Raw genomic sequence first — 19,829 nt, 5'->3', positions numbered from 1 at the left:
CTTACCAGCTCAGCCGCAGCGTGGCCTGGGCGTTATGCGCGTCGGCGTTCGACCAATGGGCATATTGATAGCCGACATCGATGCTCACCCGCGCGCCAAGGCGGCCGGTGACGCCCGCAGCGCCGGTCAGGGCCGTCCGCCCCGGCGATGCCGCTTCGCTCGTGAAGCGCACACCGGCCAGGACAGGCGACAGCCGCGCCGCCGTCCGGCCGAGCTGGTGTTCGACCATCGCCTGGCCGAACAGGCGCAGCGCCCCGTCGCCCCCGCCAAGCGCGGCATCGGCCCGCACCCCGGCCTTGCCGGCAAAGGCCTCGCGCCGGCCATCGTCGAAACGCAGCGCGACCGCGGCATTGCCCCGTTCGGTCACCGCCTCGCGCGTCAGCCGGTCATAGGACACACCGACGATCGGGGTCACCGCCACCTTGCCGGCGCTCAGCGCATAGCCGGCCTCGACATCGAAGCCGAGCGACACGCCGTCGGTGTCGGCATGCATCCGCGCGCCGCCATCGATCAGCCCGACCGAGCGGTTGAGCGCATAATCGTCGATCCCGATGCTGGCCGCCGCGGCGACATAGGCCTTGCCTGCCTGCCAGCTGCCATAGGCATGGGCGTGGTAGCTGCGCGTCTGGCCGGCGCCATAGCCATTCTGGTCAAGGTCGTTCTCTGCATAGCTGGCGGCCAGGCCGACCGTGACATTGCGCGCCACCCGCCGGTCCGCGCCGACCGAAAAGGCCAAGGCGTTGACCCGGTACCCCGCGCTGGCGCTGTCCTGCCCGACATCAAGCTGCTGGCCGCGCACATTGCCCCACAGGCCATTGTCGCGCGCCGCGCCGTCACTGTCCGCAGCGCCGCGGCCCAGCCGGCCGATCAGGTCGCCGCGCACGCCGCGCGTCCCGGCCAGCGTGGCATCGACCGCCGAGGCATGGACACCGCCCGCCAACTGTTCGATCGTGGTGCCGAGCGCCGCGCCGTTCAGCCCGGCAAGCCCGGCGAACAGAACAGTGCCCGCCGGGGTGCCGTCCGCCCCGGCGCGCAGCGTGTCGAGCGCGGCACCCGCCGCCACCCGGTTGCGGATGCCGCTCGGGCTCATCAGCGCCGCATAGCTGCCGGGGGTGACGGCCAGCAGGATCGCGTTGCGGCGATAGATCACGTCGAAGCGGCTGTTGGCGGGCAGGCCCGCCACAGGCTGCACGACCGTGTCGAACCGGCCGGCAATGCCGCCCTGTGCGGTCACGATCTCGAAAGTCTGGCCGATCTGCGGGGTGAAATTGTTGTTGGCCGCGCCGGTGATGCCGCGCAGGATCGCTGAAACGCTGCCTGCCGCCGTGAACACCGAACCGGCCCCGACCAGATTGATCTGGTCGTGGAACCCCGCGCCATTGCCGGGATTGGCCCCATCAATATCGATGGCCAAGGTGCTGCCGGCAAACTGGGTGACGCTGCCGTTCACGGTCAGCACGCCGGGGGAGTTGCCGGGCGCGAGCACGCCGCGCACCTCCATATTGCCGGCGATCTGGCCGCTGCCTTCGGCACGGCCATTGGCTTCGACGAACACATTGCCGGCGAAGCTGCTGTTGAACCGCGCCGCGCCCTGCTCGACACAGGCCCCGATCGCGTTCCCGGCCGGTGCCGCGAACACCAGCCGGCCCGCGCCGGTCTTGGTCAGGCAGGCATTGCCGCTTGCTCCGCCCGCGAGCGTCACCTCATGCACGCCGGTATCGATCCGGGCGCCGCTGCCCGCCACGCCCAGGGTCTGGGAGACGACAAGGTTTGCCCCGGCGCGGAACGCCGTGTTCGCACCGAGCGAGATGGTGCCGCCGGTGCTGCCCAGCGCCTGCTGCGACGCCGCCTCGACCACGCCTTCGTTGACCGCAAGATTGAGGCCCGCATTGGCGCCGGTCAGGGTCAGCGTGCCGGTGCCCGACTTGACCAGCTGGCCCGTGCCGCTGATGGCGCCGGAGAACGTGCCGTTGCTGGCCTGCGCGAGTTCGAACACACCGTTGTTGGTGACATTGCCGCTGAGCGTCGTGGTCGACGCGACAAGGCGACCGGCTTCGATGGTCGTGCCGCCCTGATGGCTGTTGGTACCGGTGAGCGTCAGCGTGCCGGTGCCCGACTTGACCAGCTGGCCCGTCCCGCTGATCGCGCCGGAGAAGGTGCCGTTGCTGGTCTGCGCCAGTTCGAACACGCCATTATTGGTGACATTGCCGCCGAGCGTGGTGGTCGACGCGACAAGGCGGCCGGCTTCGACGGTCGTGCCACCCTGATGGCTGTTGGTGCCGGTGAGCGTCAGCGTGCCCGCACCCGATTTGACCAGCTGGCCCGTCCCGCTGATCGCACCCGCGAACGTGCCGTTGCCCGTCTGGGCCAGTTCGAACACACCGTTGTTGGTGACGTTGCCGCTCAGCGTCGTCGTCGACGCGACCAGCCGCCCCGCCTCGACGGTCGTGCCGCCCTGATGGCTGTTGGTACCGGTGAGCGTCAGCGTGCCGGTGCCCGATTTGATCAGCTGGCCGGTGCCACTGATCGCGCCGGCAAACGTGCCATTGCCGGTCTGGGCGAGTTCGAACACGCCATTGTTGGTGACGTTGCCGCTCAGCGTCGTCGTCGACGCGACAAGCCGCCCCGCCTCGACCGTGGTGCCGCCCTGATGGCTGTTGGCACCGGTCAGCGTCAGCGTGCCGCTGCCCGATTTGACCAGCTGGCCCGTCCCGCTGATCGCCCCGGAGAACGTGCCATTGCCGGTCTGGGCGAGTTCGAACACACCATTGTTGGTAACGTTGCCGCTCAGCGTGGTGGTCGACGCCACGAGGCGGCCGGCCTCGACCGTGGTGCCGCCCTGATGGCTGTTGGTGCCTGTGAGCGTCAGCGTGCCCGCACCCGACTTGACCAGCTGGCCCGTGCCGCTGATCGCCCCGGAGAACGTGCCGTTGCCCGTCTGCGCGAGTTCGAACACGCCATTGTTGGTGACGTTGCCGCTCAGCGTGGTGGTCGAGGCGACAAGGCGGCCGGCCTCGACGGTCGTGCCACCCTGATGGCTGTTGGTGCCGGTGAGCGTCAGCGTGCCCGCACCCGACTTGACCAGCTGGCCCGTCCCGCTGATCGCGCCGGCGAACGTGCCATCGCTGGCCTGCGCCAGTTCGAACACACTATTGTTGGTGACGTTGCCGCTCAGCGTTGTCGTCGACGCGACCAGCCGCCCCGCCTCGACGGTCGTGCCGCCCTGATGGCTGTTGGTACCGGTCAGCGTCAGCGTGCCCGCACCCGATTTGACCAGCTGGCCCGTGCCGCTGATCGACCCAGCAAAGGTCCCGTCACTGGCCTGCGCCATTTCGAACACGGCATTGTTGACGACATCGCCGACAATCGAGCCGGTCGAGGCGACCAGACGACCGCCCGAGATCGTCGTGCCACCCTGATAGCTGTTGGCGCCGGTGAGCGTCAGCGTGCCCGCGCCCGTCTTGGTCAGGCCGCCGGTACCGCTCAGATCGCCCGAAAAGGTCGAATCGAGCCCGTTGGTGTCGACCGTCCCGCCGGCCGCATTGATCGTGATCGCCGCCGTCACCGTGCCCGGCGCGTCGACCAGCAGGGTGCCGCCGTCCATCACCGGCTGCACACCGCTGCCGATCTGTGACACCGGGAAGTTGGGCTGGCTGTTGTCGACCGTGCCCGGCCCGGAATCGCTGCCGACCGGGTCGATCGGCACGCCGTTCGCGCTCAGCAGGCCCAGCCCGTCGTCGAGGAACAGCACCGGATCGAGCCCGTCGTCGAGATTATTGTACGCCCCGAAGCCGAGCTGGTAAGTGCCGGTCACGTCGATGGTGAAGGTCGCGATCCGCCAGGGCGTTGATCCATAGGTGCCGACGATGACGCTGTCGGGCTGGCCGGAGATATTGCCGGCCAGCACGTTGATCCGCTGGACGCCCGCCCCGACCAACGAGAAGAACACGCCGTCGTCATAGGGATCGTAATCCTGCGCCGCATAGGACCAGCCAAAGCTGTAGGTGCCGGCGGCGAGGTTGAACGAACGGGTCATCAGCCCGAAATTGGTCGATGCGGCAAAGCCGGGCGCGTTGGTCGCCGCGATGCTGCCGGCGGTCAGACCGAGCAGTGCTTCGGCGGCTGACCGGTTGATGTTCGAGCCATTGGGCAGGATGCGCGCCATGAAGCTGCCGCGCGCGCCCACTTCGAAGGGAGTGCCGCCAAGGTTCAGCTGGTCCGAGCCCACCAGCGTGACACCGCCGCCGACGGTCCAGCCGGTGAGGCTGTTGTCCTCAAAGCCGACCTGCGTGAACCGCGTCGCGGCATGGGCAGCCCCCGTTCCCACGGCAATGCCGCTCAGGACGGTGGCGATGAGAAGGCGGGAACGAAGGCGTCGCACATGCATCTCCGGCAGGTTGATGATCATGCCGGAGGGGCCCGGCCCCCGTTTATAGAGGGTGCGCGCCTTGGTCGTGCCGAGCGGTGCCGGAATTATACTCATTTGTTGGATTTCAGATTTTGATTAACGATATGGATTATAACAACATCAACATTCTAAAGACGCGATCACTCAATATAAGATCACATTGCCATTCTCAGTCTGATGAATAACCCACGCCTTCCGAGGCTCTACTGGCCTCAATGGCCTGATAAATACTGAATATCTACAAGATTATTCTCACCCTTATCTTGGGCGACAGATCTAGGCGAGTGAACCGAGAGACTGCGCTGCGCTGCGCGACCAAGCTGCCCCAGATGCCATGGCCCGGCTGGCGACGATGCCCGGCATGGAGCCACGCAGAGGCTTTCGCATCGGGCCATTCGACACCCTTGGCCGGCCTGGTTCGCGCGTCAAAGCCCGTCAGGCCATCGACCCGCAGATGCAGATCGAAATCCGGCGCGGCGGCGCCCCAAAAAATCTGTGCGGGTTTGTCGTCCGCGCGGCGTCTTGGGGTTGAGGGACGCTTCGGTCCGCGCGTCCCTCAACCGGTTTTGCGGGTGCCAGGACAGGGAGGGTCGGCGATGGAAAAAAGGCTGGTGATCGGCATGGCCGGCGTGCTTGTCATGACGCTGCTTGCCCTGATCGCGCCGCTGTTTGCAGCGCCCGCCGCCTGCGGGCCGGCCGCCATGCCCGCCCCGGCTGCGAAAGCCAGCAGACGGCAGCGGCTGCGGTTCCGGGCGGATGGAACTGACGCGGATGGACCTTACAATGGCCGGCCGGCGCCCGGTTCGCCCCCGATCGCCCCACCTCTTGCCAAGCGCCCCGCCCCCGCAGACACAGCGACCGATGACGGAGCAGCCGGTGACACCGCAGGCGGGCATGGAAAGCGGGCTTCAGGCTGTCTGCCTTGTCCATCGCGGCGAGCTGCTGCGCTTCCTGCGCGCGCGCGGGGCCGGCGACGCGGCCGAGGATCTGGTGCAGGATCTCTGGATCAAGGCGGCGGCCGGTGCGACCGGGCCGATCCAGGATCCGCTCGCCTATCTCTACCGGGTCGCCAACAATCTGATGCTCGACCGCCGCCGCGCCGCACTGCGCGCCGCGCGCCGCGACGAGGCCTGGACCGACGCCACCGGCGGCCTGGCCGACATGTCGCCCGATCCCGATGCCGAAACGGCGCTGATCGCGCGTGAACGGCTGCGCGCCGCCGAAGCCGCGCTCGCGGATCTGGGCGACCGGACCGAAACGATCTTTCGGCGCTTCCGCCTCGACGGGGTGAACCAGCGCCGCATCGCCGAGGAACAGGGGCTGAGCCTGAGTTCGGTCGAGAAACATTTGCAGCGCGCCTATCGCGCGCTGCTGGGACTGAGGAGACGCCTCGATGACGAATGACCCCGGCGTCGCCCGCCAGGTGCCGCGATGACCCCGCGCGACGAACAGATGGATGCGGCGCTCGATGCCGCGATCGCCTGGCAGATCCGCCTGAAGCATGGGACGGCGGAGGACTGGCGCGCCTTTACCGACTGGCTGGAAGCCGGGCCGGACCATCTGGCCGCCTGGGAAAGCCTGTCCCTTGTCGATGACCGCCTGGGCGCGCTGCCCCCCAGCCCGCGCGCCCCGTCGCCGCCGCGCCTACCCCAATGCGCGGCGGCGACACCCCGGGCACATCGGCGCGCCCCGGCGCCGCTGGGCCGTCGGCGGCGCGGTCGCCGCGGCGCTGGCCGGGGTGATCGCGGTCGCCACCTTGCGCAGCCCGGCGATGGACATGATCGAGACGCGGCCCGGCGAACGGCGCAGCGTGACGCTGGCCGATGGCAGCCGCGTCGATCTGAACGGCGGCACCCGCATCGCCCTTGATCGCGGCAATCCCCGCTTTGCGCGGCTGGAGCGCGGCGAGGCGCTGTTCACCATCGTCCATGACGAGGCCCGCCCGTTCGAGGTTCATGCCGGCGATGCGGTGCTGCGCGACCTGGGGACGGTGTTCGATGTGGTGCGCGAGCCGGACCGGCTGCGCGTCGCGGTGGCCGAGGGGCGGTGCTCTACAATCCGGCCGGCGAGCGCGTGCGGCTGGACCCCGGCATGGGGCTGAGCGAGACCGGAGACCGGGTCGCGGTCACGGCGCTCGATCCCGCGACGGTCGGCGGCTGGCGGACGGGGCGGCTCAGCTACACCGCTGCGCCGCTTGCCGCCGTGGCGGCTGACCTTGGCCGCAGCATCGGCGTGCCGGTGCGCGCGGCCCCTGAGGTCGCGGCACGGCCGTTCACCGGGGTGATCATGCTTGACCCCGACCGCGATCTGCTGTTCCGGCGGGTTGCGGCACTGCTTGGCGTCCGGGCCGTCCGCACCGCCGATGGCTGGACACTGATCCCAGGTGAACCGCGCTAGCCCGATCCTTCTTGCCGCCCTGCTGATCCCGGTCGCATCCGCGCCGGCGGCGGAGCTGCGGGCACTGGTGATCCCCGCCGGCCCGCTTGGCCGGGCGGTGGTGGCGCTCGGGCGCCAGGCCAATGTCAGCATCGGGCTGACCGATCCGGCGCTGGCGCGGCGCGACGTGCCCGGCCTGTCGGGGCGGATGAGCGTGGAGGCCGCGCTCGCCCGGCTGCTGGCCGGCACCGGCGCGCGCCATATGGCGGTCGACGCGCGCACCTTCCGCATCTTCATCGACCGCGCGGCGACGGTGCCGGCCCGCCCCGACCTCCGCCGCGCCCCGGCGATCGCGCCGACCGCGCCCGGCGATGCGCCCGACATCGTCGTCACCGCGCTCAAGCGCCCCGTCACGCTGGCCGCCTTTCCCGGTTCGGCGAGCGTGATCAGCGGCGACGATCCGGCATTCGCCGCCGGGCCGCGCGGCAGCGAGCTGCTGCTCGGGCGGCTGCACACGCTCACCTCCACCCATTTCGGCCCCGGCCGCAACAAGCTGTTCGTGCGTGGCATCGCCGATTCGAGCTTCAACGGCCCCACCCAGGCGACGGTCGGCCAGTATCTGGGCGAAACACGGCTCAACTATAACGCGCCCGACCCGGATCTGAGGCTCTACGACATCGACCGGATCGAGGTGCTGCCGGGGCCGCAGGGCACGCTTTATGGCGCCGGCGCGCTGGGCGGGATCGTGCGCATGGTGCCCAACCGGCCCGACACCGCCGCCACCGAAGGCACGGCGACGGTCGGCGCGTCGACCACGCGTCACGGCGATCCGGGCATGGATGCGGCGGCGATGCTCAACCTGCCGGTCGCAGCCGACCGGCTGGGGCTGCGACTGGTCGGCTATGGGCTGGTGCAGGGCGGCTATATCGACAATCCGCTGACCGGCGCGCGCAACATCAACGCGGCGCGGGTCCAGGGCGGCCGCGCGGCGCTGGGCTGGGCGGTCGATGACGAATGGCGGCTGACCCTTGCCGCAACCGGCCAGCGCATCCGCGGCGACGATGCCCAGTCGGCCGACCGCAACGGTCCGCCGCTCACCCGCGCCGGGGCGATCGATCAGCCCTTTGCCAATGACTATCTGCTGGTCGATGCGGTGGCGACGCGCGACTGGGGCGAATACCGGCTGGTCGCGACCACCGGACTGGTCCGCCAGAAGCTGATCGAAGTCTATGATTCGACCGCCCCCGGCGGCCCGCCGCTGCGCTTCAGCCAGCGGACCCGCATCGACCTGATGACCGGCGAAGTGCGGCTGTCGCGGCAGACGGCGGATGGCGGGCCGGGATGGCTGATCGGCGCGAGCCTTGTCGACAACCGCTCGCGGCAGAACCGCCAGCTCGGCCCGCCCGGCGAACCGGCGGCGCTGCCGGGCGTGGGCAATGAGGTGTTCGAGGCCACGCTGTTCGGCGAGGCGACGCTGCGCCCGCTCGACTGGCTGACGGTCACCGCCGGCGGCCGGGCGGTGCGCGCGCGGCTGGGTGGGCGGCCGCTCGATCCGGTGCTGTTCCCGGACATGGGCGTGCCGGGCTTCGGGATGCGCGCCGATGTCCGCCGCAACCTTGCCGCACTGCTGCCCTCGGGCGCCATCGCCGCGCGGCTTGGGCGGTCGGCGCTCGGCTTTGTGCGGTATCAGGAAGGCTTTCGCCCCGGCGGGCTGGTGCCGACTGCGGCGTTCGTCACCCGCTTCACCAGCGACCGGGTGCGCACGGTCGAGGCCGGCATCCGCTATGGCCAGCCCGATCCGGGTGCGCTCGACATCCAGGCATCGGCGGCCTTTACGCGCTGGACCGACATTCAGGCCGACACCATCGACCTGTCGGGCTTTCCGATCACCGCCAATATCGGCGACGGGCGCATCTGGACCGCCGATCTGCGCATCGGCTGGCGGCCGCTGCCCGGCCTCGCGCTCGAGGCGGCGGGGCTGTTCAACGACAGTCTGGTGACCGATACGCTGCCCTCGATCATCGCCACCCCGCGCGCGAGGCTGCCCAATGTCGCGCGCTGGAACGGGCGCGCCTCGGCCGAATACCGGCACGATCTGGGGGCGGGGCGCACGCTGCGGCTGAATGCGGCGCTGCGCTATGTCGGCCGGTCGCGGCTCGGCATCGGACCGGTCCTGGGCGAGGCGCAGGGCGGGTGGACCGACGTGTCGGCAGCCGCGCGGATCGGCTTTGGCGACCATGCGCTGACGCTCAGCATCGCCAATCTGCTTGATGCGACGGGCAACCGTTTCGCGCTCGGTTCGCCCTTCACCATCGTCACCAACCCGCAGGTGACGCCGCTGGTGCCGCGCACCGTGCGGCTGGGCTGGGACCTGCGTTTCTGAACGCACCCGCCGCCCGGTGCCGGTGCGGGTTCAGCGCGCCCGCGACGTCCTGACTTCCGAAGCCCCGCGCCGATGCGCGCGGCCGCCAACCGGAAGAAGGATCCACCATGCGCCGTCTGCTTGCCTGCACCTGTCTCACGCCCCTGCCGCTGATCGCGCTCGGCACCGTCGGCCAGGCGCAGACCGTGATCTCGACGCGGCTGACCAGCCCGGTCGCCACCGCGACCGCCGCGAACGGCCAGGCTGACAGCCTGCGCATCGCCAGCGCCGGGGCCGTCGCGCCCGCCAGCGGCACCGCGGTGACCGTCAACTCCAGCCACAATCTCACCAATGAAGGCACGATCGAGGTGCGCGGCGCGAACGGCGCGGTGGGCATCCTCGTCAATCCCGGCACCACCACCAATATCGCCAGCAGCGGCCAGATCACCATCGACGAGAATTACACGCCCGCCGACAGCGACAATGACGGCGATGCCGACGGGCCGTTCGCGCAAGGGACCAACCGTTTCGCCATCCGGCTCGCGCCCGGCGGGCAGGTGACCGGCAATCTGACGACCAGCGGCACGATCACCGTCGAAGGCAACAGCTCGGCCGGCATCGCCGCCGACAGCCGGCTGGTCGGCAATCTTGGCGCGACCGGCACGATCAGCGTCACCGGCAATGACAGTTTCGGCATCCGCACCACCGATGTGACCGGCAATCTGCGCGTCGCCGGCACGGTCGAGGCGCGCGGCGGCAATGCGGTCGGTGTGCTGATCGGCGGCAATGTCGGCGGCGCGGTGGCCGTGCAGGGCACGATCACCGCCACCGGTTACCGCGCGACGGCGCGCCCGGCCGACACGTCGAAGCTCGATGCCGATGATCTGCTGCAGGGCGGCCCGGCGCTGCACATTGCCGGCAATGTCGCGGGCGGGCTGCTGTTCGACGTGCCGCCCGCCGACACCAACCCCAATGACCCGGACGAGGACAAGGACGGCATTCCCGACGCCAGCGAAGGCCGCGCCGCCATCACCGCCTGGGGCGCGTCGCCGGCGGTGCTGATCGGATCGGCCGACCGCAGCGTCGCCGTCGGCGCGATCGCCGGCGAGGCGAACGGCCACGGCCTCGTCAATCGCGGCACGATCATTGCCGACGGGGTCTATGCCGGGGTCGCCGCCAATGCGGTGATGATCGGCGGCCAGGGCCGCGACGTGACCGTTCAGGGCGGGCTGACCAATGCCGGCACGATGCGGGCGAGCGCGTTCAACGGTTCGGCCACCGCGCTGCGCATCGGCGAACGCGGGGTGGTGAACGAAATCCGCAACAGCGGATCGATCCAGGCCGACGGGGCCAGCACGGCGAACACGCGCAGCCGCGCGATCGTGATCGACCAGAATGCGGTGGTGACGGCGATCCGCAACAGCGGCACCATCGACGCGCGGGCGACGGGCGCAGGATCGGCGACGGCGATCGTCGACCGCTCGGGCCGGCTGACGCTGGTTGAAAATACGGGCGCGATCAACGCGGCGGGCGCAACGGCCGCGGCGCAGAACATCGCCATCGACACGCAGGTGAACGGCAGCGGGGTCATCGTGCGCCAGCTGGCCGCGACCGGGGCCAACGCAGCCGCGCCGCGCATCCAGGGCGCGATCCTGTTCGGCAGCGGCGGCGATCTGCTCGACGTCGCGGCGGGCAGCGTGACCGGCCCTGTCGCCTTTGGCGGAGGCGACAACCGGCTGGTGCTGGGCGGGGCCGCGACGCTGACCGGCGACGCCGGGTTCGGTGCGGGGGCGGACCGGGTGACGCTGGGCGGCAGCGCGCAGCTGATCGGCGCGCTCGATCTGGGCGGGGGCGCAGACCAGATCGCGGTCGGCGGCACGGCCCGGTTTCGCGGCGCGGTCAGCAATGCCGGCGGGGCGGCGGTCACGCTGACCGGCGGCAGCTTTGAAATCGCCAATACCGGGCCGGTCGCGCTTGGCAGCCTGAGCGTCGGCCAGGGCGCGGTGCTGGGCATCGCGATCGACGCGGCGACCGGTCTGGCCACGCGGATCGATGTCGCGGGCACGGCCAGCTTTGCGCAAGGCTCGCGGCTGCAGGTGCGCGTGGCCGAGATCGGCCAGATCGAGGGCCGCTTCACCGTGCTGCGCGCCGGCACGCTGACGGGCACGCCCAGCCTGTCGGTCGATGCCAATCTGCTGCCCTATCTCTATCGCGGCCAGCTTGCCGCCGGCACCCCGGCGGGCGAGCTTGCGGTCGAGATCAGGCGCAAGACGGCGGCCGAGCTGGGCCTCAACCGCGCCCAGGCGGCGGCCTATGCCGGCGTCTATCAGGCGCTGCTGACCGACCGGGAAATCGGCAACATCTTCCTTGGCTATGCCGACAAGGCAAGTTTCATCCAAGCCTATGATGCGCTGCTGCCCGACCATGGCGGCGGCGTGTTCGAAGCCGCGACGCTGGGGTCGCGCACCACCGCGCGCATCCTGGCCGACCGCGACGCCCCGCGCGTCGACCGGGGCGGCTGGGGCTTCTGGCTGCAGCAATCGGGCTGGGGCACCGACAAGGGCCGCGGGCAGAGTGCGGCCTATGAGGTGCGCGGCTGGGGCTTTGCCGGCGGGGCGGAGGCGATCACCCCGGCGGGCAGCTTCGGCCTGTCGGTCGCCTATCTCGACAGCCGCAATCGCGGCCGCGACACCGACAACAGCGTCGGCATCGGCCAATATGAGCTGGGGGCCTATTGGCGGCTGACCAGCGGCCGCCTGCACGCCTGGGCGCGCGGATCGGCGGGGTTTCTGGACATGGACGCCGACCGCGTGTTCCGGGGGCGCACAGCGGCGGGCAAGGTCGTCAGCCGCATGGGCACGGCCAGCTGGGACGGACGGCTTTATTCAGGCGCCGCCGGTGCGTCCTATGAGATCGGCTTCGGCCGGCTGGCGCTGCGCCCGCAGATCGGGGTCGATTATCACCGGCTGGCAGAGGATGGCTATGTCGAAACCGGCACCGGGGCCGGCGGCAGGCTGACCGTCGGGCGGCGCAGCTCGGACGAGCTGGCGGGCACGGCCAGCGCCACGCTTGGCTATCTGGCCGGCCGCGCCGATGAAAACTGGCTGCGTGTCGAGCTGGAGGCCGGCCGCCGCCAGATCCTGGGCGGGCGGCTTGGCGACACGGTCGCGCGGTTCGGCACCGGGCAGAGCTTCACGCTGGCAGCCGATCAGCGCACCGATGGCTGGCTCGGGCGGCTGCGCGTGCTGGGCGGCAGCCCCGGCTTCACGCTCGGCGGCGATGCCAGTGTCGAGCAGCAACAGGGCCGCGCTGTGCTGTCGTTCCGCGCCTCGCTGCGCATCGGCATGTGAAGGTCGGGACCGGGCGGCCCGGCGGGGTCGCCCGGTCCCGATCCGGGTGCGGATCAGAAGCGGGCCGACACCGCCACATAGGCCTGGCGCGGACGGCCTGGATCGATGCCCTGGCCGGCGCCGGGCCGCACCCGCGCCCAGTAATCGGAATCGAGCAGATTGGTGATGCCCGCGCCGATCATCACCGGGCCGGAGACCGGCACATCGACCGACAGATCGACCACCTGATAGGCCGGGATATCGAACTCCGGCCGGTCATTGTCGGACCCGTTCTGGCGGCCGACCGCAGTCAGCAGCAGCGCCGCGCGCGCACCCGACTTGCCGATCCAGTTGGCCGAGGCGCGCAGCACATGGCCCGGTGCGTATTGCGGCCGGAAACCGGCGGCGGCCCCGCTGCGGAAACGCGCATCGAGCAGCTGGACATTGGCGCTCAGTCGCAGGGTGTCGGCCGACATGCCGGCCACGCCGTCCGGCCCCAGCAGATCGACGCTGGCGGCAAGATCGATCCCGTCATTGCGCATCGAGCCGACATTCTGGCGGCGCGCCCCGCCCGTGCCGACCGCGCCGAACGGCGCGGCGGCGGGCAGCGGCCCGGCCAGAAAGCCGATCTGATCGTCAAGCGACACGCGGAACAGGCTGGCGTCAAGCCGCGCCCCCGGCACCGGCCGCCACTGCGCGCCCAGTTCATAGCTGGTCGCATAGCTGGCCTCGAACTGTTCGGCGGCATCGACGCCGGCCTGGAAGGTCACGCCGTCGTTGAACAGCAGCGGCTTGAACCCGCGCGAGGCATTGCCGACCAGCCGGAGCTTCGGCGCGACATCCCAGGTCGCGCCCAGGCCCCAGAGCGCCACCGTCTGTTCGTTGCGGCGATTGCCGAGCTGACCATTGGCCGCGCCCGGGCCGCCGCCGGTGACCGAGCCGATCGCCACATCCAGCCGTTCGGTCACGCGCTGGCGCAGCCGTTCCAGCCGGACGCCGGGGACCAGCTGCAGCGCGCCGAGATCGATCTTCGCTTCGGCAAAGGCGGCGAGCACATCGCCCTTGCGCGCCACCCGCGCCAGCGCCCCGGCACTGCCCAGCCGGTCGGTCGCCGATGCGCCCTTGTCGACCGTGACCGGCGAGGACGAGCGGAACGCCATCGCGCCAAAGGTCAGCACATGCGGCCCGACATCGCGGCGCACGCGCAGATCGACCGCACCGGTGCGGAACAGCTGGGTCTGGCGAATGAGCACATTCTGGTCGGGGATGACCTGGCCAAAGCTGCCGCCGGCCTGCCGCCAGCTGGTGCGTTCATATTCGCTGTACCAGCCCCGCGCGGTCAGATGGGTTTCGTCGTCGATATCCCATTCGAGCGCCGCAGAGGGCACGAACCGTTCGATGAACAGCCGGTCGCGCGGGGTCGAGGAATCCTGCGGGGACGCGGCAAAGCGCGCCGCGCTCAGGCCGCCGGGTTCGCCGTAACGGCCGCGATCATAATCCACGGTCAGCGTCGCGGTCAGCGTCTCGCCGGTATAGGCGGCGCGCGCGCGGCCGCTCAGCTGGTTGAAATCGCTGTTCACCCGGCGCGGGCCGTCGCCGGCGTTCCAGACGATATGGCCATCAAGCCCGACCCGGCCGTTCGACACCGCGAGCCGCGCCAGCGCCGAGCGGAAGGCGTCGGACCCGGCGGCAAGCTTGACGATGCCCTCCTGCCCCGCCTCGCGGCGCGGGCCGACCAGCGCATAATTGAGCACGCCGCCCGGCTGCGGCCCGTGCAGCAGCCCGGCCCCGCCCCGGATGAACTCCACCCGGTCGACCAGCTCCATCGGCGGGATGATATAGGCGGCCGGATAGCTGTAGGGATCGGGCACCAGCGGCACCGCATCGGCCAGCGTCAGCAGGTTCCAGCTTTCATGCGGCTCGCCCAGCCCGCGATAGCTGACACTGGCCCAGCTGCCGTTCGACACTTCGGACACGAGCAGACCGGGAATGTCGGCAAAGGCCTGACGCAGGTTGCGCCCCTCGACCAGCGGCAGGTCGCGCATCACCGTGACGTCGGCAAGCTTGCCGGCGAAGATGAACGGGCCGGACACTTCGGGGAAACGTTCGTCGAGCCGGGTGCCGGTGACGATGATCGACCCGGTCTCGCCCGAGGCCGGGGGCGGCGCATCGGCGGCGGCCGCCTGCCCCGCCATGTTCAAACCAGCCACCATCATGGCGCAGAACGCGACCCTGTTGCGCATATCAATCCCTAGATGAACGTCGTGGCGGCTAACTATTGACACGCATTCGCATTAGCAACCATCCAAGGATGAGTTATTGCGCAACATGACATTTGTCCAGTCAATGGATGGACTGGCCGCCCCGCCGGCAAAGGCGGCGGGGCGGCCAGGGCGGTTCGGTCACCGCATCAATAGCTGCAGGTGCGCGGGGACACGGTTTCGACCGAAACCACGCTGCCGCCCTGCGAATGCAGGATCACGCACTGGCGTGACGAAGCGCGCCAGAAGGTGATGTAGCGCCCCTCGTCGGTGCGCTTGTTGTCGCGCATCGCGAAGCCGCGCCGGTTGAGTTCGCTGATGGCCAAATCGCGCGGCCGGCCTTCCAGATCATTGATGCCCGAATAATCGGCATAGCCACCGCCATAATAGCCGCCGGGGCGATAGGCGGTCTGGCTGCCGCGTTCGCGCACGCCCTGTTCATAGCCATGGCTGTACGCGTCGCTGCGGCCGTAATTGTGATAGGACTGGTTGTAGAGGCCGTCGCGATAACCGCGCTCGAACTCGGCGGTGCCGCGTTCGTCATCATAGCGGTCGCCGCGCTGATGCGATTTGCTAGCGAGCGCCGCGATGCCGAGCAGCGCCGCGGCGCCGATCGCGACCGCCGCCGCGGTGTCGCCCTTATTCCCCTTCTGGTTGCAGTCGGCGGCGGTGGTCTGGCTCACGGCCTCGAACCGGCCGTCATAGGTCACGATCTTCACACATTCGCGGGTGTTGCCGTTCCACCAGTAATTGACCTTGCGGTCCTGATCGGTCGAGCCGTGGATGAGAGTGAAGCCCCGCGTCTCCAGCTCGGTCTCGCCCCCGGCGGCGCGCGCGCCGATCAGGTCGCGCACCGAACCCGGTGCAGGGGCCGCAGCCAATGGCTGGGCGAGCAGCGCCGCAAGCGCGGTTGCGGCGGTCATCATGTTGGTCTTGCGCATAAACTTCCCCTTCTCCCTCCGGTCAAGAAACAGCGGCGACCCCGGCCGGGGCGCCCTCCAGCACGATCAGGATCACGATCATCACGACCAACAGCAGGGCGGCGCCCGACAGGGTCGACGACACGGCCAGCCACCAGGCGCGCGCGCTGCCGACATTGAGCTTGGCGCGGAACCAATGCGCCTGCTGCCGCACATACCAGCCGGTGACGACGGCAAACAAAGCCCAGCCCGCCGCGACCATCGCGATGCCGCCCAGCCGGCCGAGCGAGACGGCCAGCCCGATGCCCATGGCGACGGGGGCGGTAATGAAGCACTGGCTGTAAAAAGGCGGGCGCAGCGTCGCCCGGTCGAGCCGCTCGCGCAGCCGCCCCAGCAGGCGCAGCGACATCAGCAGCGGCAACAGGCTGAAGGCGAACACGTTGACGAACAGCAGGTTCTGCGGATCCTGCAACGCCGTCGGCAACGCCCCGCATCGCCGCGCGCCACGGCCCGACCGATCACATGGCTGAGCGCCAGGCAGATCATCAGGAACAAGGGCGGGCTGAGCGTGTCGTCATATTGTTCGGACAGCACATCGCCCAGCTCGGTATCGGCATAGTCCATCATCCGCTGCGGATGACGAAGCGTCAGGTAAAGGGTGCGCGGATAGAAGACGAGCATCACCATGACCTCGTAAAGCAGCTCTTCGAACGACTTGAGCAGCTTCATGAAATCCATCGGCCAGCCTCTCCCTTTCGGTTCCCGTTCGGCGCGTTCCGGTCAGTCGCCGGCCACAAAGACATCGGGGATTTCGTAACGCTCAGGCCCGAGGGTCGCGATCGTCGTGTCGCCATCGCGCCGGGCGCTGACCGGCAGCGCGGCGGTGCCATCGGCCTGGGCGGTCGAAAAGCTGATGAAGCGGCCCGCCTTGTCGAAGAACAGGATCCGCATCGCCCCGCCGGGCAGGCTGACCTCGACCGTGCTGCCGGTTTCGGTGCCGCGCACTACGCCCGCCGCGCACAGCCCCGGCGGTGCGCCGCGATAGCCGGCGCAGCGCAGTTGCGCGGTCGCGTGATAGCGGGTTCCGGGCACCAGCGCGTCGCCGCGGCTATCCCCGTCGCCCGGCCGTGCGCGCGAATGGGGCACGGAAACCAGGATCACGCCGCCGACCCGCCCGACCGTGCGGCCGCCCAGCCGGCGGGCATCGGCCGCACGGCGACAGCCGACCAGAGCGGCACTGTCATCGAGCAGATCGACCGTCGCCGCCGTCTCACCCATCACCCGGCAGGGGTCGCCGGGCTGGGGAAAGCCGTTGCCGACCGGGCGGAGCGCCGCCGGCCAGGGCCGCGCGGCAAGCGCGCCCACACCCGGCGGCATCGCAACGGCCAGTCCTGCCACGACCAGCCCGGCCACGAGCAGCGCAGCACGGCCCGATGATGCGCGACGATATGATGCCATGCCCCCTTCTCCCCCTCCGGCCGGCTGCGCTGTGCGGCACGGCGCCTGCCTGTTTCCGCTAGTCCCCCGACGCGGCCAGCACGGTCAGCCGCCGCCCGCCATTATTGTGCTGCGGCAACACCGGGGCAGAGGTGACGAGCACCGATGTGCCCGGCACCAGCGCCGCCTGAAGCTGCGCCAGGAACGCCGCCGGCATACGCAGCTGCGCCATCACGAACGGGTCGAGCACCCGGCCCGCCTCGCCGCCGTGCCCGGGCACGCCCGCCACGGTCCACACCCAGCGGCCATCGCCGCCGCGCGACAGGCTGAACACATGGGTCTCGAAATCCTCGCCGGGCATTTCCGCGCGCGCCCGCCCGATTTCGATCCCGCCCCGCAGCACCACGATCCGCTGATCGGCGCGCGACACGATGATCGACAGCGGCCCGGCCGGTGCCAGTTCGGGCTGCCAGCGATGGCTTTCCGCCGCGCCCAGCGGAACATGCGCGGCCGGCGCCCCTTGCCATCCGCCGGGGCGAGGACCCCGGCGGAAGGCTGCATCGCAACGCTGCCGGCCCGGCCATTCACGATCACCGTGCCGCCCATGTCCGTCGTGGCGAACAGCTGCCGGGCAAAGGCCATCGGCAGATGCACGCAGCCATGGCTTTCGGGATATCCCGGCAGGCCGCCGGCATGCAGGGCAACGCCGTCCCAGGTCAGCCGCTGCTGATAGGGCATGGGGGCGTTGTTGTAGGTGCTCGACCGGTGGTGCGCATCCTTTTGCAGGATCGTGAACACGCCGGTCGGCGTCTCGTGCCCCGGCTTGCCGGACGACACTGTCGTGACGGCGATGCGCACCCCGTTGCGATAGACGGTCGCCAGCTGCCGGGCGAGATCGACATAGACGAGCACCGGCCCCTGCGGCGCGACCTCCGCCGCCCAGACCCATTGCCCGGGCCGCAGCTGTTCGGCCTTGCGGGCGAACTCGACCGGCGAGGACAGCGGTGCGCCCTGCGCCTGGACAGGCGCGGCCGGTATCGCGAGCGCGACAAGCAGCGCCAGCCCCACCGGGGGCGCGGCAAACCCAAGGAACCTCAGCACAGACACGGGCCTCAGGCCGGCGACACGATTCGCCATATTTCCCCCTTTGTCCGGGAACCTGCGCGCCTCTTTTGCCGGGCGGCATGGCCCCTGCGGCCCAGGCGCGAGAATGACAGAGCAGGTCCGGCCCGGCCAGCGGATTTTCACGTGCCCGATCCGCAACATCACGGATGGCCGCCGCCCCGCACGGGGCCTAGCCCGGTCACCGGACGGAGCATGGCTGATGGCGGGCGACACAGGACATCGCGGCGAATGGCGCACGCCGCGGCGATTGAGCGCCATAGCCGCCACGGTGCTGGCGCTGTCGGCAGCCGTGCTGCACGCCGCGCCCGATGCCGGCGGCATGGCCGATCCGGCCTGGTCCACCCCGGCGGCGCAGGGGCTGCGGGCGGCCATCGATGCGGTGACGGCAGAGGGGCTGGACCCGCGCGACTATGCGCCCGATGCGCTCGACCGTGCGATCAGGGCGGGCGAGCCCGCCGCCCTGTCGGCTGCCGCGACGACAAGCTACCGGATGCTCGCGCGCGATCTGATCCAGGGCCATGTGCGGGCGGAGGCGCGGCGCGACTGGCATGTCGCCGGGCCGGTCGCCGAGATCGCGGCGATCGACCGGATGATGGCAGCGGCGCTGGCGAGCGGTCGGGTCGGGCCGGAGCTGGCGGCGCTTGCCCCCGCCACCCCCAATATCGGGCGCTGCGCGCGGCGCTGGCCGCGACGCCGCCGGGCGATGCCGCGCGGATCGAGGCGCTGCGCGTCAACATGGAGCGCTGGCGCTGGCTGCCGCGTGACCTGGGGGCGCGGCATCTGCTGGTGAATGTGCCGGGCTTCACCCTCGATCTGGTCGAGGGCGGCCGGGTGACGGCGCGCCACCGGGTGATCGTCGGCCGCACACAGACGCCGACGCCGCAATTCGGGGCCGAGGTCACGGGCGTCATCCTCAACCCGTGGTGGGACGTGCCGGCCAGCATCGTCGCCGAAAGCGTCGGCGCGCTGATCCGCCGCAATCCGGACGGAGCGCGGGCGCGCGGCTATGTCTGGCAGAGCGATGCCGCCGGGCATCTGCGCGTCCGCCAGGCGCCGGGGCCGGCCAATTCGCTGGGCCTGATGAAACTGGTGATGCCCAACCCGTTCAGCATCTTCGTCCATGACACGCCGGCAAAGCCGCTGTTCGCCCGCCCGGTGCGCGCCCTGAGCCATGGCTGCATCCGCACCGAAAACCCGCTCGACCTGGCCGCGATGCTCACCGGCCTGAACCGGGACGAAATCGATGCCCGGATCGCCCCCGGCGAGACCGCGCGCCTGCCGGCCCCGCCGCTGCCCATCTACATCGTCTATCTGACCGCCACCGCCGAAGACGGGACCGGCATCCGGCTGCTGCCCGACATCTACCGGCGCGACGAGCTGGTGGCCGCCCAGCTGGCCGACCGGGGCGCGCCCCCGGACTGAGCCGGATCGGCACTCGACCAGATCGTGATGCATGAAAGCCGGGGGGAAGCGGCTGCGGCGATTCGGCTGCGGCAACAGGCCCATGGTGCCCCTGTTGACGAACGACGGGCCTTGCGACCCGCCGGATGCGTTTGAACGGCTTCGGCTGCATTCGATGTTCCTGAGATTCTGACAAAATGCTTAAAAGGG

15 protein-coding genes and 1 pseudogene are annotated in these 19,829 nt (G+C 70.3%); 8 read left to right on the top strand and 8 right to left on the bottom strand.

Annotated features, from left to right (window positions below):
- Window position 1 precedes the first annotated feature (1 nt).
- A complete protein-coding gene (locus GVO57_RS06025; protein ID WP_160592400.1) occupies window positions 2-4,483 on the bottom strand; it encodes an autotransporter-associated beta strand repeat-containing protein in 4,482 nt (1,493 codons plus the stop codon).
- A gap of 786 nt (window positions 4,484-5,269) precedes the next feature.
- On the opposite strand from GVO57_RS06025, the gene GVO57_RS06020 reads away from it, so the two are divergent.
- From GVO57_RS06020 to GVO57_RS05995, 6 genes and pseudogenes are all read left to right on the top strand, one after another.
- The gene (locus GVO57_RS06020; protein WP_407695712.1) at window positions 5,270-5,812 is read left to right on the top strand and encodes an RNA polymerase sigma factor; all 543 of its coding nucleotides are present in this window, start codon (window positions 5,270-5,272) and stop codon (window positions 5,810-5,812) included.
- 27 nt (window positions 5,813-5,839) lie between these two features.
- Window positions 5,840-5,935 (top strand): annotated as a pseudogene (locus GVO57_RS15585) (hypothetical protein); the annotation flags it as partial.
- A 64-nt stretch (window positions 5,936-5,999) separates the two neighbouring features.
- Window positions 6,000-6,509 carry a FecR family protein gene (locus GVO57_RS14865; protein ID WP_233281501.1) on the top strand — a complete coding sequence of 170 codons (510 nt, stop codon included), beginning with the start codon at window positions 6,000-6,002 and terminating at the stop codon, window positions 6,507-6,509.
- Window positions 6,500-6,805: a hypothetical protein gene (locus tag GVO57_RS06005; protein WP_160592397.1), complete on the top strand. Its 306-nt coding sequence runs from the start codon at window positions 6,500-6,502 to the stop codon at window positions 6,803-6,805. The genes GVO57_RS14865 and GVO57_RS06005 overlap by 10 nt, the downstream gene beginning before the upstream one ends.
- Window positions 6,792-9,167, top strand: a complete 2,376-nt coding sequence (locus GVO57_RS06000) for a TonB-dependent receptor domain-containing protein (RefSeq protein WP_233281500.1) — start codon at window positions 6,792-6,794, stop codon at window positions 9,165-9,167. Before GVO57_RS06005 ends, GVO57_RS06000 begins: the two co-directional genes overlap by 14 nt.
- Before the next feature lie 107 nt (window positions 9,168-9,274).
- Window positions 9,275-12,496 (top strand): autotransporter outer membrane beta-barrel domain-containing protein, encoded by a 3,222-nt coding sequence (locus GVO57_RS05995; protein ID WP_160592396.1) that lies wholly within the window; start codon window positions 9,275-9,277, stop codon window positions 12,494-12,496.
- Between the two features lie 53 nt (window positions 12,497-12,549).
- On the opposite strand, the gene GVO57_RS05990 is transcribed toward GVO57_RS05995, so the two are convergent.
- The 7 genes from GVO57_RS05990 to GVO57_RS05960 form a co-directional block, all read right to left on the bottom strand.
- Window positions 12,550-14,691, bottom strand: coding sequence for a TonB-dependent receptor family protein (locus GVO57_RS05990; RefSeq protein WP_160592395.1), 2,142 nt, complete (start codon window positions 14,689-14,691; stop codon window positions 12,550-12,552).
- A gap of 194 nt (window positions 14,692-14,885) precedes the next feature.
- Entirely contained in the window at window positions 14,886-15,677 is a 792-nt protein-coding gene (locus GVO57_RS05985) for a hypothetical protein (RefSeq protein ID WP_160592394.1), read from the bottom strand.
- A 22-nt stretch (window positions 15,678-15,699) separates the two neighbouring features.
- Window positions 15,700-16,128 carry a hypothetical protein gene (locus GVO57_RS05980; RefSeq protein WP_160592393.1) on the bottom strand — a complete coding sequence of 143 codons (429 nt, stop codon included), beginning with the start codon at window positions 16,126-16,128 and terminating at the stop codon, window positions 15,700-15,702.
- Window positions 16,065-16,394 (bottom strand): hypothetical protein, encoded by a 330-nt coding sequence (locus GVO57_RS05975; RefSeq protein WP_160592392.1) that lies wholly within the window; start codon window positions 16,392-16,394, stop codon window positions 16,065-16,067. The genes GVO57_RS05980 and GVO57_RS05975 overlap by 64 nt, the downstream gene beginning before the upstream one ends.
- 42 nt (window positions 16,395-16,436) lie before the next feature.
- Window positions 16,437-17,114 (bottom strand): hypothetical protein, encoded by a 678-nt coding sequence (locus GVO57_RS05970; RefSeq protein WP_160592391.1) that lies wholly within the window; start codon window positions 17,112-17,114, stop codon window positions 16,437-16,439.
- Between the two features lie 58 nt (window positions 17,115-17,172).
- A complete protein-coding gene (locus GVO57_RS14860) occupies window positions 17,173-17,343 on the bottom strand; it encodes a hypothetical protein (RefSeq protein WP_160592390.1) in 171 nt (56 codons plus the stop codon).
- Window positions 17,325-18,194, bottom strand: a complete 870-nt coding sequence (locus GVO57_RS05960; RefSeq protein WP_233281499.1) for a L,D-transpeptidase family protein — start codon at window positions 18,192-18,194, stop codon at window positions 17,325-17,327. Before GVO57_RS05960 ends, GVO57_RS14860 begins: the two co-directional genes overlap by 19 nt.
- A gap of 223 nt (window positions 18,195-18,417) precedes the next feature.
- Here GVO57_RS05960 and GVO57_RS05955 point away from each other — a divergent pair, with 223 nt between their 5' ends.
- Window positions 18,418-19,008 (top strand): L,D-transpeptidase scaffold domain-containing protein, encoded by a 591-nt coding sequence (locus GVO57_RS05955; RefSeq protein ID WP_160592388.1) that lies wholly within the window; start codon window positions 18,418-18,420, stop codon window positions 19,006-19,008.
- Entirely contained in the window at window positions 18,954-19,640 is a 687-nt protein-coding gene (locus GVO57_RS05950; protein ID WP_160592387.1) for a L,D-transpeptidase family protein, read from the top strand. The genes GVO57_RS05955 and GVO57_RS05950 overlap by 55 nt, the downstream gene beginning before the upstream one ends.
- The last annotated feature ends 189 nt before the right edge of the window (window positions 19,641-19,829 follow it).

The organism is Sphingomonas changnyeongensis (genome assembly GCF_009913435.1).
Classification (GTDB): Bacteria; Pseudomonadota; Alphaproteobacteria; order Sphingomonadales; family Sphingomonadaceae; genus Sphingomonas_B; species Sphingomonas_B changnyeongensis.
This window is presented reverse-complemented; position numbering and strand designations above follow the sequence as displayed.